This window comes from Yinghuangia seranimata (assembly GCF_029953285.1).
In the GTDB taxonomy this organism is placed as follows: Bacteria; Actinomycetota; Actinomycetes; order Streptomycetales; family Streptomycetaceae; genus Yinghuangia; species Yinghuangia seranimata.
The window spans coordinates 93,333-107,245 of the sequence record NZ_JASAOI010000011.1 but is presented as its reverse complement, the minus strand read 5'-3'; the positions used below and the strand labels follow the sequence as shown (position 1 = coordinate 107,245).

The 13,913-nt window shown below is 73.9% G+C and carries 8 protein-coding genes; 4 read left to right on the top strand and 4 right to left on the bottom strand.

Annotated features, from left to right (window positions below):
- Positions 1–118: 118 nt before the first annotated feature.
- The 4 genes from QI554_RS08490 to mraZ all read right to left on the bottom strand — a co-directional run bounded on the left by QI554_RS08490 (position 119) and on the right by mraZ (position 5,507).
- The gene (locus tag QI554_RS08490) at positions 119–1,909 is read right to left on the bottom strand and encodes a peptidoglycan D,D-transpeptidase FtsI family protein (protein WP_281467622.1); all 1,791 of its coding nucleotides are present in this window, start codon (positions 1,907–1,909) and stop codon (positions 119–121) included.
- Between the two features lie 1,493 nt (positions 1,910–3,402).
- A complete protein-coding gene (gene ftsL / locus QI554_RS08485) occupies positions 3,403–3,831 on the bottom strand; it encodes a cell division protein FtsL (RefSeq protein ID WP_281467620.1) in 429 nt (142 codons plus the stop codon).
- On the bottom strand, positions 3,828–4,856 hold the full coding sequence (gene rsmH, locus QI554_RS08480; protein ID WP_281467618.1) for a 16S rRNA (cytosine(1402)-N(4))-methyltransferase RsmH: 1,029 nt from the start codon (positions 4,854–4,856) through the stop codon (positions 3,828–3,830). Before rsmH ends, ftsL begins: the two co-directional genes overlap by 4 nt.
- Positions 4,857–5,084: 228 nt before the next feature.
- Positions 5,085–5,507 (bottom strand): division/cell wall cluster transcriptional repressor MraZ, encoded by a 423-nt coding sequence (gene mraZ, locus QI554_RS08475; protein WP_281467616.1) that lies wholly within the window; start codon positions 5,505–5,507, stop codon positions 5,085–5,087.
- Between the two features lie 404 nt (positions 5,508–5,911).
- On the opposite strand from mraZ, the gene QI554_RS08470 reads away from it, so the two are divergent.
- From QI554_RS08470 to QI554_RS08455, 4 genes are all read left to right on the top strand, one after another.
- Complete coding sequence (locus QI554_RS08470; RefSeq protein ID WP_281467614.1) at positions 5,912–7,150, top strand: AAA family ATPase; 1,239 nt, start codon at positions 5,912–5,914, stop codon at positions 7,148–7,150.
- The gene (locus tag QI554_RS08465) at positions 7,128–8,477 is read left to right on the top strand and encodes a DUF58 domain-containing protein (RefSeq protein WP_281467612.1); all 1,350 of its coding nucleotides are present in this window, start codon (positions 7,128–7,130) and stop codon (positions 8,475–8,477) included. Before QI554_RS08470 ends, QI554_RS08465 begins: the two co-directional genes overlap by 23 nt.
- Entirely contained in the window at positions 8,474–10,852 is a 2,379-nt protein-coding gene (locus QI554_RS08460) for a transglutaminase TgpA family protein (RefSeq protein WP_281467610.1), read from the top strand. Before QI554_RS08465 ends, QI554_RS08460 begins: the two co-directional genes overlap by 4 nt.
- A 304-nt stretch (positions 10,853–11,156) precedes the next feature.
- Positions 11,157–13,895 carry a hypothetical protein gene (locus QI554_RS08455; protein ID WP_281467608.1) on the top strand — a complete coding sequence of 913 codons (2,739 nt, stop codon included), beginning with the start codon at positions 11,157–11,159 and terminating at the stop codon, positions 13,893–13,895.
- Positions 13,896–13,913 lie beyond the last annotated feature (18 nt).

The following is a 13,913-nucleotide window of genomic DNA, read 5'->3' as shown; positions in this document are numbered from 1 at the left end:
CTGCTTTTCCGGGTGCTCGAAGCACGCCGACCGCCCTTCCGATGGTTCTGTTCCCGCACTGTGAAGCGACGCCCCCACCTCGGGGTTCGCCGCGCGTCCCGCGCCGGTCCGCGGACCGTCACGGCTTCCACTCCACCGGGATCTCCGGCGACTTCGTGCCGGTCGGCGGGACCTTGCGGGTCTCCAGCGCGAACGACATGACGTCCTTGAACACCGGGGCGCACAGCGTGCCGCCCCACTTGCCGTTCGTCGGCGCCTGGATCGTCACCGACACCACGATCTGCGGGTTGTCCGCAGGCGCGAAGCCGATGAACGACGAGGTGTAGCCGTTGTAGCCGCCGAGCTTCGGGTCCGCCCTATTGGCCGTACCGGTCTTGCCCGCGACGCGGTAGCCCGGGATCTGCGCCTTGTTGCCGGTGCCCTCGTCGTCGGCGACGACCGACTCCATCATGTCGGCCACTATCCGCGCCGTCTGCGCGCTGACCACCTCGGTGCGGGCGGGCGGCGCGGTCGGCTTGACCTTGCCGTCGGCGTCCCGCGTCGCCTTGACCAGCGTGGGCGCGATCCGCACGCCACCGTTCGCGATCGTCTGGTACACCGACGTCGCCTGCAGCGAGTTCAGGGACAGGCCCTGGCCGAACGGGATCGTGTACTGCTGCGAGCCGCTCCACTTCTGCGGCGGGTCCAGCAGACCCGCGGTCTCGCCGGGGAAGTTGATCCCGCTCTTCGAGCCGATGCCGAACTTCTGCAGGTACTCGTACAGCTTGGCGTTCGCGGCCGGCTGCGTGTCGCCGAGGTGCTCCGCGGCCAGGATCGTGCCGATGTTGCTCGACTTCGCCAGCACGCCGTTGAGCGTCAGACGCCACGTGCCGTGGTCGACGTCGTCGTGGAAGACCGTGTCCGAACGCGGCAGCGCGCCCGGCACCACGACCTGCGTCTCCGGAACGGCCTTGCCCTCCTGGATGACCGCCGCCATCGTCATGACCTTGCTCGTCGAACCCGGCTCGTACGCCTCCTGCATCGCCCGGTTGCCCAGGTTCGCCGGATTCGCCGCCGACAGGTTGTTCGGGTCGAAGCCGGGGCTGGTCGCCATCGCGAGGATCTCGCCGGAGTGCACGTCCTGCACCACGACCGTGCCCGACTCGGCGCCGGCCTCGGCGACCTTCTGCGAGATCATCTGCTCGGCGTACCACTGGATGTTGCGGTCGATCGTCAACTGGACGGTGTCGCCCGCGACCGCGTCCTCGCCCTTGCGGCCGGCCGTCGGCACCTGGCGGCCCAGCGAGTTCTCGAACGTCACCTTGCCGTCGCGGCCCGCGAGCTGCTTGTCGAGCGCGGACTCAAGGCCGCCGCCGCCGTGGTCCGTCGCGTTCACGAACCCGACGAGGTTCGACCCGACCGAGCCGGCCGGGTACACGCGCTTGCTGTGCGGCGCGGCGTAGATGCCGACGAGGTCGTTGCGCTTCTGGGCCGACAGGTCCTTCTGGGTCTGCTTGACGTTCGTCCACACCGCCGGGTCGACCTGCCTGGCGACCACGACGTAGCGCGAGTCCGGCTTGCGGAGCAGCTCCTCGATCTTGACCGGGTCCCCGCCGACGATCGGCGCGAGCGCGGCGGCGGTCGCCGACGGGTTGTACTTCTGCACCTGCGCCGGGTCGGCGGTGATGTCGAACGCGTCGACCGAGGACGCCAGCGTGATGCCGTTCGCGTCGACGATCGCGCCGCGCTCGGCGGGCAGCCGCACGGTCTGGGTCCGCAGACTGTTCGCATCAGCGGCGTACGCGGACGCGTCGAGCGCCTGCAGCTGGATGATCCGCCCGACGAACAACGTCAGCACGACGCCCAGCCCGATCAGCCCGAACCGCAGACGGCGCTTCGGATCCCCGAGCCTGAGCGTGCGCACCCGCACGGGCCCCCGACGCACCTCCCGCGGCGGCCGGGCGACCGCCTCCCGGAACGCCCGGCGCACCCCGGGACGTTCGGCGTCAGCCGCCTCGGACGTCAACCGCGCCCGAGCCCCGGGCCGCGCGGCAGGCCGACGCACGGCCTCGTCCCCGACCGGCCGCTCCGCCCCATACGCCCGCCGCACCCGAGGCGCCCCACCGGAACCCCCCTCGGAATCCCGCACCCCCCGCCCACCGGCCGAACCGACGCCAGGCACGCGCACCGCACGGGGCTCACCCGACGCCCCACCACCCGGCCTGCGCACCACCCGGCCGTCGCCGGACGAGCCGACACCGGGCCGACGCACCGCCCGCCCGTCGCCCTGCCCACCCGTCCCGGAACGCCGCACCGCGCCATCGGCCGCCCCACGACCACCAGACGCCCGCCCGGCCCCGTCCCCCGACCCGACCCGCCGGTCATCGCGCCGCGCCGCACCCCCACCAGCCGGTCGACGCACGCCTCCCGACGCCCCGTCATCCGCCCCACGAACCCGCTCACCACGCGAACCCGCACCCCGGTCACCGCCACTCCCCCGCCGCGACGACTCCCCGGCCGCAGGACGCCCTACTCCGCCCCCAGCCCCACCGACTCCCCCACGCCGCGCCCCACGCCCACCGGCGGAACCCTCACCCCGCGACCCCGAAGCCCTGTCCGCCCCACCCCGACCACGCGGAGACTCACCGGACGCCTCAGGCCGCCGAACACGCCGGTCATCACCCGCACCGGGACCGGACCGCGCGCCGGAGTCCGACCCCGAGCCGGGCCCCGGACGCCGAACCCGGCCGTCCGAAGCGCCGCTGGCAGAACCCCGCTCGACCCGACCACGCTCACGCTCACCCGGATCACGACGCCCGGACGGCTCCCGCCCGCCCGACCCCCCGCGCGCAGGCGGCCGCTCGCGCGAGTCGTCTCCACCGTCCCGACTACCCGACACCCCGAGGCCACCTTCCGCACCACGTCCCGAACCGGAAAAACGCCATCCACCCTCGCGCACCAACGCCGCACCGCCCGCCCGACGCGCCGTCGACGGGCAGGCAAAGCCGCACGCAACCCCTCCGTGCCGCCCCGCCCGCACCGACAGTGCTCATGCGGCCACCGACCGCACCGGCACCCCCATGCACGACGCACGCCACCCGCCAACGGTCACGACCGCCTCCACCGCAACCCCGGACATCCGACGCCGCATCAGCACCCGACCACCGGACCGCGAACCCGACCGACAAGCACACAGCCAACGCCTGTGAACGTCGCCGCGTGCAGCGCCGGCGGGGCTGTCGGCAGCGGCTACCGCACGTCGGCGACCACGCCCGGTGTGGGCCGTTCGTTCGTCGGGGCTCGTTGGGCATCGGGCCTCCTCGGCGCGGGGGGTTCGCCCCCGTCCGCTCGCCGGCCCCGCCCCGGGCTCGGGGCCGGTGAGCGGCCGTGGTGCCGGCTTCGGTGGGCCGGCGGTCTTTGGGGTCAGCGCGGGGGCGGCGTGGTGGCCGAGGGTGCCACGGGGGTGGCGGGTGGGGGTGCGACCGGGAGGGTCGCGGGGGCGGTCGGGGTCGGGGACGGTCTCGGGGAGGCCGGCTTGGCGCTGCCTTGGACGTCGCCGGTGACCGGGTCGAGGAAGACCGGGTTGCCGCCGGGGATCATGCCGAGTTCCTGGGCCTTGCGGGCCAGTTCGCCGGGGGCGGAGAGCTGTTCGAGCTCGCGGCGCAGGGCCTCTTCCTCGTCGGAGAGCTTGCTGTTCTGCTTCTTGAGCCGGGAGTCGTCGAACGAGCCCTGGTTCAGCGCGGTGTTGAGCAGCAGGAGGCCGAGCAGGCCGCCGCCGAGGAGCAGGACCATCAGCAGCACGAACGGCGTGCGCGACACCGGCGGCTTGCGGCCGGCGGGGGCTGCGGTCACGAGTCCTCCCGTACGCGTTCGGCCGCCCGGAGCCGGGCCGACGCCGCGCGCGGGTTCTCGGCGATCTCGGCCTCGGTCGCGCCCTCGCTGGCGCGGGTCAGGACCTTGAGGGTGGGCTGGAGCTCGACGGGCACAATCGGGAGGTCCGGCGGGGCCTTGCTGGTCGCGCCGGCGGCGATGGCCCGCTTGGTCATGCGGTCTTCCAGCGAGTGGTACGACAGCACGACGATGCGGCCGCCGACCGCGAGGGCCGCGATCGCCGCGGGCAGCGCGCGTTCCAGGACGGCGAGTTCCTGGTTGACCTCGATCCGCAGCGCCTGGAAGGTGCGCTTGGCGGGGTTGCCGCCGGTGCGTCGGGTCGCCGCCGGGATGGCGTTGCGCACCAGGTCGACGAGCCGCGCGCTGTCGGTGAACGGCTCGCGTTCGCGCTCCCGTACGACGGTGTCGGCGATCTTCCGCGCGAACCGCTCCTCGCCGTAGACGCGGAGGATCCGGGCGAGGTCGGCGGCCGGGTAGGTGTTGAGGACCTCGGCCGCGGTGACGCCCCGCGTCGGGTCCATCCGCATGTCGAGGGGGGCGTCCTGGGCGTACGCGAACCCGCGTCCGGCCTCGTCGAGTTGGAGGGACGAAACGCCGAGGTCGAACAGGATCCCGTCGATGCGCCGGATCCCGAGCCGGCGCAGCACGTCGGGGAGCTCGTCGTAGACGGCGTGCACGAGGGTGGCGCGGTCGCCGAACGGGGCGAGCCGCCGCCCGGAGCGGGCGAGCGCCTCGGGGTCGCGGTCGAGGCCGATGAGCCGGGCCTCGGGGAAGCGCCGCAGGAGGGCTTCGCTGTGGCCGCCCATGCCGAGGGTGGCGTCGACGACGACGGCGCCGGGCTTGCCGTCGAGGGCGGGGGCGAGCAGGTTGACGCAGCGGTCGAGCAGGACCGGGACGTGCGCGTGCGTTTCCCCGTCGGCCTCCGGGTCGGTGCCCCGGGGGTCGCCGCCGGGGTTCGCGGGGGGCGGGGCCGCGGTCGCGTTCATCTCGACCCTTTCGTGCTGCCGCGGGCGCGCGGCGGGTGGTGCGCGCGGCGGGTGCGCCGCGGAAGCAGACAGCCTGCCATGGACCGGGGCTCGGGTCCGGCAGGCCGGGTGCGTCCGGCACGTACGTGCCGCCAGGTCCCCGCCCGCTCGTCTGGGGAAGTGACCGTCTGGCACCGGGGAAGGAGCGCCAGAAAGCTCGGAGCGGGTGGAGACCTCACGGCACGTCCGTCAGGACAGCACCTCCTCGGACAGCTCGGCGAACGAGTCCTCCTGGGCCTCCAGGTAGACGCGCCACGCCTCGGCGTCCCAGATCTCGACCCGGGCGCCCGCTCCGATGACGACGCACTCGCGTTCCAGGCCCGCGTACGCGCGCAGGGCCGGGGGGACGAGGATCCGCCCCTGCTTGTCCGGTACCTCGTCGGAAGCGCCGGCGAAGAACACGCGCATGTAGTCCCGGTGCGCCTTGGACGCGAGCGGGGCCGCGCGCAGCTGCTCGGTGATCCGTTCGAACTCGGGCACGGGCCACACATAGAGGCAGTGCTCCTGCCCCTTGGTGATCACTAGGCCCTCCGCCAACTCGTCACGGAACTTCGCCGGAAGGATCAGCCGACCCTTCTCGTCCAATCGGGGCTCGTAAGTGCCCAGGAACACGAGCACCTCCGCGCCGTCGAGCTTCTCACGGCCCCATTTCCCGCCACTCTACTCCACCAAACCCCACGGTCAACCCTTTGCGGACCCGCCACACGCCCCCCACGGGTCACAAAACCGCAGGTCGGAGGGGGTGGAGCGAAGTGGAGGGCGTGCGCGGCCGGCGGCGTGCGCCCCCGACGCGCGGGTGCCGCACGGGCGTCAATCCGATTCGCGCGGACCCGGTCAAGATCGACTGCAACCAAACGGCGGCGCGTGAGACTCCTATCCCGCGGAGCCGTGTCACGTTGTGCGAGCCGTCCGAAAACGATCACTCTCCTGGGTGACACGGACGGCCGCACACCTGTGACAATCGGCCTTGTGGCCACGTCCGTCGGGCGGGCCGTCAATGGGCAGGGAGGGCACGGGTGTCGACGTTCAACGATCAGGCCGGTCTCAAGGAGCTGGTGGCCACCGCCACGCGCATCCGGGGGGCTATGGAGAGCGTGATCGAAGGCAAGCCCGAGGTGGTTCGGCTCGCACTGACCGTGCTGCTCGCCGAGGGCCACCTCCTGGTCGAGGACGTGCCGGGCGTGGGCAAGACGATGTTGGCCAAGTCGCTGGCCCGCTCGGTCGACTGTTCGGTGCGGCGCGTGCAGTTCACGCCGGACCTGCTGCCGTCGGACATCACCGGCGTGAGTGTGTACGACCAGGAGCGCCGCGAGTTCGAATTCAAGCCGGGCGCGATCTTCGCCAACATCGTGGTCGGCGACGAGATCAACCGCGCGTCGCCGAAGACGCAGTCGGCGCTCCTGGAGTGCATGGCCGAGCGCCAGGTCACCGTCGACGGAACGACGTACGAGCTGCAGAGCCCGTTCATGGTCATCGCCACCCAGAACCCGGTGGAGATGGAAGGCACCTACCCGCTGCCCGAGGCGCAGCGGGACCGCTTTATGGCGCGCGTGTCGATGGGCTACCCGTCGCCCGAGGCCGAGCTGGAGATGCTCGGCGTGCACGGCACCGGCTCGCCGCTGGACTCGCTCGACCCGGTCGCGGACGCCCGCGACATCGTCAAGCTCATCGAGGCGGTGCGCGAGGTGCACGTCTCCCCCGGTGTCGCGCGCTACGCGGTCGACCTGGTCAACGCGACCCGCAACTCGGCGGAGCTGCGGCTCGGCGCGTCGCCCCGCGCCACGCTGCACCTCATACGCGCGGCCCGCGCCGCCGCCGCACTCGACAACCGCAACTACGTGCTGCCGGACGACCTGCAGGCGCTGGCCGTCCCGGTGCTCGCGCACCGCCTGCTGCCGACCGCCGAGGCGCAGATGTCGCGGCGCAGCGTGGAGCAGGTCGTGCTCGACCTGGTGCGCCTCGTCCCGGTCCCCGGCGGCCAGGACGGCCGGCCGCAGCAGCAGGCCGCGGCCCGCCCCGCGCCGGCCCCGGTGCCGAACCCGGTCCGGGCCGCCGCGCCCGCCCCGCGGCAGCCGACGATGCAGGCGCCCCAGCCCGGATACGCCGCGCAGCCCGGATACGGCGGCCACCCCGCCCCGTACGCGCAGCCGCAGCAGCACCAGCCGCAGCAGCAGCCCTACCCGGACCAGAGCGGGCACTACGGCGGCGCCCCGACCGGCCCCTTCTACGGCAATGGCCACGGACCGGCGCGCTGAGGTGCGCACCGCACTGTCCGGGCTGACCACCCGGGGACGTTCCTTCCTCGCGGCGGGCATCGCGGCCGCCATCTGCGCGCTCGTGCTCGGCCAGCGCGACCTGCTGCGGGTGGGCTTCCTGCTCGCCGCGCTGCCCTTGGTCGCCGTGCTGGTCGTCGCGCGCACCCGCCACCTGGTCACCAGCACCCGCGCGCTCGACCCGGGCCGGGTCGCGGCAGGGAGCGAGGCGCAGATCCGGCTCCGGGTCGCGAACGTGTCGCGCATCCCCACCGGGCTGCTGATGCTCGAGGACCACGTGCCGTACGTGCTGGGCTCGCGTCCGCGCTTCGTGCTGGACCGCATCGAGCCGCACGGCTACCGGCAGGTCGCGTACCGGGTCCGCTCGGACCTGCGCGGCAAGTTCTCGGTGGGCCCGCTGCGGCTGCGGCTCGCCGACCCGTTCGGCATGTGCGAGCTGACGCGCTCGTTCGCCGCGCGCGACACGCTGGTGGTCACGCCGATCGTTCAGCAGCTCCCGGCCGTCGACCTGGGCGGCGAGTGGAGCGGCTACGGCGACGGCAACGCGCGCAGCCTGGCGTCGTCCGGCGAGGAGGACGTGCTGCCGCGCGAGTACCGGCACGGCGACGACGTGCGCCGGGTGCACTGGCGGTCGACCGCGCGGCGGGGCGAGCTGATGGTGCGCCGCGAGGAGCAGTCGTGGCAGAACCAGGCGACGCTGCTGCTGGACACGCGGCTCACGGCGCACCGCGGTGAGGGCCCCAGCTCGTCGTTCGAGTGGGCGGTCTCCACGGCCGCGTCGATCGGCGTGCACCTGTGCCGCCGCGGCTACACCACGCGTCTGCTGGGTTCCGACGGGGAGCTGCTCGCGGGCGCGCCGGAGGGCATGCGCGTGGCGCCCGCCGAGACGGAGAGCTTCCTGCTGGACGCGCTGGCGGTCGTCGAAGCCCGGGTCAAGACCGGCCTCGACGGCGCGGAGGCCGCGATGCGGCAGCCCGGCGGCGAGGGCATGGCGGTCGCCGTGCTCGCGAACCTGACCGAGGACGACACCCGCCGCCTGGCGCGGGCCCGCAACGGGACCGGGCGCGGCCTGGCGGTCGTGCTCGACACGACGGCGTGGGACACCGCGAAGGTGCCCGGCGTCCTGCCGCACGACGTCGCCGTCGGGATGCTGCGCCAGGCCGGATGGCGGGTGCTGTCGGCGAGTGCCGCGACCCGCCTGCCCGACCTGTGGCGCGGCGCCGGGCGCGGAACCGACTCGGCGGTGCGCGGCGGGGCGTACGCCTCCTCGCACGGCGCGCCGCACACGGGAACGGAGGCCCGCGCATGACCGGGCGGCTCAGGATGGCCGTGGCCGCCGCGTTCGCGACGACGCTCACGTCGTCGTCGCTGCTGCCGCTGGTGCACGGCGGCTCGTGGATCGCCAAAGCGCTCGGCGCGATCCTGCTGGTCGCGGCGACCGGCGAGGCGGTGCGCCGAATGGCGGTGCCGCGGCCGTTCATCGGGACCATCCAGCTGGTGGTGCTGATCCCCTATCTGCTGCTGGTGCTGGTGCCCGGCGAGTCCGGGCCACTGCCGACGCCGGCGTCGATCCGCGCGTACGGCGACCTGCTGCACGCGGGCGGCGTCGACATCCGCGGCTTCGCGCCGCCCGCGCCGGCGACGCCGGGCATCGCGGCGATCCTGGTGACCGTGGTCGCCACGGTCGCGGTGCTGGTCGACACCGTGGCCGTGACCTACGCGCAGGCCGCGCCCGCGGGGCTTCCGCTGCTCGCGCTGTACAGCGTCCCGGCCGCGCTCGCCGAGTCCGGCCTGGGCTGGACGGTGTTCCTGCTGTCCGGCCTGGCGTACGTCGTACTGCTGCTCGCCGAGGGCCGCGAACGGCTGCTGCGCTGGGGCCGACCACTCGCCCCCGCCGGAGCCCAGGCATCGCGGACGTCCATGCAGCGGCCCTGGGCGCGCGGCGGCGGACGCATCGCCCTGGCCACCCTCGCCGTCGCGGTGCTCATCCCCGCCGTCGTGCCGATGACCGCGAACCGGCTGGTGGACCGCGACAACGGCGACGGCTCGGACCGCATCACCACCATCAACCCCGTGGTGACGCTCAAGAACGAGCTGAACAACCCGCAGAACGCGCAGCTGCTCACCTACACCACCAACGCCCCCCAGCCGAACACCTTCTACCTGCGCATCGCGGCGCTGGACACCTTCGACGGCAACAGCTGGCAGCCGTCCGAGCAGCCGCTCACCAAGGTCACCACCCCGCTGCCGGCGCCCGTCGGACTCACCCCCGGGGTGAAGGCCGACCGCGTGGTCAGCGAGATCCGGGCCGGCAAGAACTACCCGCAGAACTCGCTGCCGCTGCCCTGGGCCGCCAGCGAGGTCAAGGTGAAGGGCCGCTGGCGGTACGAGAACGAGGGCCGGTTGCTGCTGGGCGACAACAAGCAGACCGTGGCGGGCCAGCGCTACGACGTCGTCAGCCTGGACGTGAAGCCGACCGAGGAGCAGCTGCGCAACGCCGGTCCGGTGCCGCCCGAACTGAACCGCTACAAGGAGGTGCCGCCCGAGCTCCGGTACTCGCTCAGCACGAAGACCAAGGAGAAGGCGGGCGTCGGCTCGCCGTTCGAGCAGGCCGCGCGGCTGCAGAAGTGGTTCGCGGAGTCGGGCGAGTTCCGCTACGACACCAAGATCCCGGCGGGCAACGGCGCGAACGCGATCGACAACTTCATGGACCAGAAGGTCGGCTACTGCGAGCAGTTCGCGTCCACGATGGCGATCATGGCGCGCATCCTCGGCATCCCGTCCCGGGTCGCCGTCGGGTTCGTGCCGGGCACCCAGCAGGCCGACGGCAGCTACAAGGTCGGCAGCCGCGACGCGCACGCCTGGCCCGAGCTGTACTTCGCGGGCACCGGCTGGGTGCGGTTCGAGCCGACGCCGTCCCGCGGCACCGGCCCGGCGTACACCCAGAACGTGCCCACCGCGGTCCCGACGACGCAGGCGCCGAGCACCGCGCCCAGCACCACCGCGCCGTCCGCCGCGCCCCGGCCCACGCAGTGCCGCCTCGACGAGTGCGACAGCGCCAAGCCGAGCGCGAGCGCCGCGCCCGCGAAGAGCGACGACGGCGGCGGCTGGCTGACCGGCACCCTCATCGGTGCCGGCGTCACCCTCGTGGTGCTGCTGATCCTCGCGGCACCCATGCTCGCCCGACGGCACGTACGACAACGCAGACTCGGGGCGCTCAGCCGGGACGTCGCCGACGGCGGCGGCGGCAGGGACCCCGGCGACGCGGTCCTGGGCGCGTGGACGGAGACCCTGGACACCGCGCGCGACCTCGGCGTCCGGATCGAACCGTCCGAGACGCCGCGCCAGTTGGCGGCGCGGCTCGCGGAGGAGTTCCCCACCGACGGGGTCTACTTCTCCGAGGCCCTCGAACGGATCGCGCTCGCCGCCGAACAGGTGCTGTACGCGCCCGAGGCGCCGCAGCGCACCATGGGCCTGGCCGAGGACGTGCGCACCGCGCGGACCGCGATGCTGGCGGCTTCGCCGCGCGGCACCCGGTTCCGGGCGACGTTCCTGCCGGCCTCGACGTTCCGCCGCCGCGACGACGGGCCGCTGGACCGGCTGCGCAGCGGACGACGCCTCGACGCCGACGGGGACGCCGGCAACGGGACCGACGATCGGGAACGGGAGACCAGCGGGGTGTAGGACGGACCGGGCCGGTTCGCCCGGCCCGGAGACGTCGCGGCCGGTTCGCCCGGCCCCGGGACGTCGCGCCGATGCGCGGCCGTGCTGTCCGCACGGTCGCGCATCGGCTTTCTTATATCCACCCGTCCGGTCGTTTCCGGTCGAATCCGAAAGCAATCCGGCGGTTGTGCCTGTCCACAACCCCGCCCTCCCCGGTACATCTGATTGGCGAAGTCACTCACCGCTTGGGCGTGATCCCCGTACCGTAACCAGAAGGCAAGCCAGCGAAGGTGGTCCGCAAGCCTCACCGTCGGGGGGATGTGCCGTGGCCCGCGTCTACCAAGCCGTGTTCCACGGCTCCGGCGAGCACCTCGGGCGCGCGCTGCGCCGCAGCTTCACCGCGGCGTGCGCGGTGGACGACGACGGGTCGCCGGTCGTCGAAACCGTGCTCGACGACCCGGCGGGCGGCACGGCGGGCCTGACCGTCGTACTGCGGGACGGGCCCTCGTGCGGCCGCTACACCGCGCAGGCGTATGTCGGTTCCGGGCCGACCCGGGTCGCCGCGCTGTGGGGACCGGGCACCCCCGCCGGCACGGCATGGGCCGCCGTCACCGTCGACGGACCGGCCCCCGAAGGCCCCGGCCCGCAGCGGGCCGCCGACGTCGTGTCCGGCCTCCTCGGCGCGGAACGGGCCTTCGACGGGGCCATCCCCCTCGAGGCCGGCCCGGTCGAGGTCGGCGTCGACCGCGTCGACGAACTCCTCGGCTGGCTCCTCGACCCGCGCCGCCGCGTGCCCGTCGTCGTCCTCAGCGTCGACGAACGCGAACCCTCCCTCCCAGGACGCCTCGCCACCCGCCTCGCCCACACCACCGCCGGCGCCGCGATCATCGCCCGCCTCTGCGACAAGCCGACCCAGGAACGCATGAACCGCGCCCTGGGCCCCGGCTTCGCCGTCTACGGCGGTGCCCTCCGCACCTACCTGGCAGACCTCAGCCCGACCACCGAGGACTACCCCCAACGCCACCCGGTCCGCAGCGGCTCCGCCCTCCGCGACCTCGGCCCACGCGCCCTCGACGTCGTCGTCACCGGCGTCATGGGCGACGGCGTCCGCCGCCCCCTCCCCACCGACATCCGCCAAGGCCTCCGCCTCGTCCCCCAGATCCTCGACCAAGGCCTCGACTGGTCCCAAGCCACCGCCCCCGACGGCCCCCGCCGCACCATCCCCACCCCCTGCACCCTCCGCCGCCCCACCCCGAACGCCCCGCCACCCCCACCCAGGCCACCGACCCCAGCCCCCGACCGGCCCCCAAACGCCTGCCCCGACAGTTCACGGGACGGGGAATCCACCACGAACCGCCCGCAAAGCGTGGCGGTTCCAGGCCACACCGACGCGCCCCCCGCCGGCGCCGGGTCACCCGCACCCAGCAGCGCGACGGGGACCACCACCGACGAAACGTGCACCAGCAATACGTCCCACAGGGGCCGCCCGGGCAACGCGACGGCGCCGGGTTCCGTGCCACACAGCGGCCCGTCAGCCCACGCGCCGACTCGGCCCGCCCCCACACATGCGGGCGGAGCGCCAGGCGTCGAGGCGGCCGACAGCGGTTCGTGGGAAGCAGACTCCACCGCAAACCGCCCGCGAAGCGTGGCGGTACCAGGACGCACCGACTCGGTCCCTGCCCGCGCCGGGTTACCCGCGCCCAGCGGCACGACGAGGGCCGCCACCGGCGATGCGCCGCACACCACCCCCACCGCAGACCACCCGCGCAACGCGGCCGTGCCCGGCGGCGGCTCGTCAGCCCGCGCCCCGGATGCGGGCACTTCGACGCACCGTCAGCAAAGCGTGGCTGCCGGCGCCCCCACACGGGACCTCACCTCGGCCGCTCTTGCCGCGTCCGGCGCGGAGGGCGAGGAGTGCGTCGAGGGGTCCCTGCGCGCGACGTCCTCGTCGGACTGCCCGGGACCCGTGGCGGTCAGCACCCGCACAACTGACCTCACCTCGGCCGCCCCGGTCTCGTCCAGCGTTGTGTTCGGCTCTGACTCGTCCCGCACCGGGGTGGTCGCGTCTGACGCGGCGACCGATGGCCACGGGACCAGCGTTGGGCGGGCCTGCCCCGTCGGGCAGCCGGACAGTCAGGGCGGCACCGACCTCCCCCGTGTCGTCGGCTCGCTCGTCGGGGAGGGCGAGCTCGTTGAGGCGCTCGCCGGGCCGGTTGCGCGGCAGGTGGTGGCGTTGTTGGCCGGGACGGACGTGCAGGCGGGGCTGCAGGCGTTGGGGCGGGTGCCCGAGGCTGTCGCTTCGTTGGCGGGGCTGGTGCCGGAACTTCGGGCGATCGTCGGGCGGTTGGGGCCGGAGCGGCGAGGGGCCGAGGAGGAGTCGGATTCCGAGCTGCTGGCCGCGGAGTTGGCCCGGTTGCGGGACGACTACGACCTGTTGGTGCTGCAGTACGAGGAACTGGCCGAAGAGGCTCGTCGGGCCGAGGAGCGGGTGCGTCGGCTCGACGGGCTGCTGGCGGAGGTGTGCGCGGGTGCCGCCGTTCCGTCGTACGACGCGGTCTGGATACCCGAGTGCCTGGCCGACGTCCTGCTGCGCGCCCGCGGCGAGTTGCCGCATGTGTGTCTGCCGGACGCGTTGGACGCCGGCGCCGCGTTGCTGGACAAGGCCGAGCCGGGCCACACCCGGGTCTGGGCCGCCGCCGCCTGGGACGCGTTGCGGGCGTTGAACGCCTACGCCGCGGCCCGTTCGTCGAACGGCTTCCGCGGCGGGTTCCGCGACTGGTGCCGGAATCCTCCGCACGGGGCGTACGCGTTGTCGCCGAAGAAGTTCGCCATGAAGGAGTCGGACGCGGTCGCCGGCCGGGCGAAGTTCCGCAAGGCCCGCACGTTCCCGGTGCCCGCCGAGGTGTGTGCGGACGAGGCGGTGTTCATGGAGGCCCACATCAAGCTGCGCGGTATCGGCAACCCGGCCCCGCGCATGCACTTCCACGACGACGCCGCCGGCGCGACCGGCCGCATCCACGTCGGCTACCTGGGCCACCACCTGGACAACACCCGCACGAACTGAGCCCGCGCAAAAGCCGAG

Coding starts and splice junctions, on each gene's coding strand:
- rsmH (WP_281467618.1), bottom strand. CDS start 4,856: ATGAACGCGACCGCGGCCCCGCCCCCCGCGAACCCCGGCGGCGACCCC.
- QI554_RS08465 (WP_281467612.1), top strand. CDS start 7,128: ATGGCCACGGACCGGCGCGCTGAGGTGCGCACCGCACTGTCCGGGCTG.
- QI554_RS08460 (WP_281467610.1), top strand. CDS start 8,474: ATGACCGGGCGGCTCAGGATGGCCGTGGCCGCCGCGTTCGCGACGACG.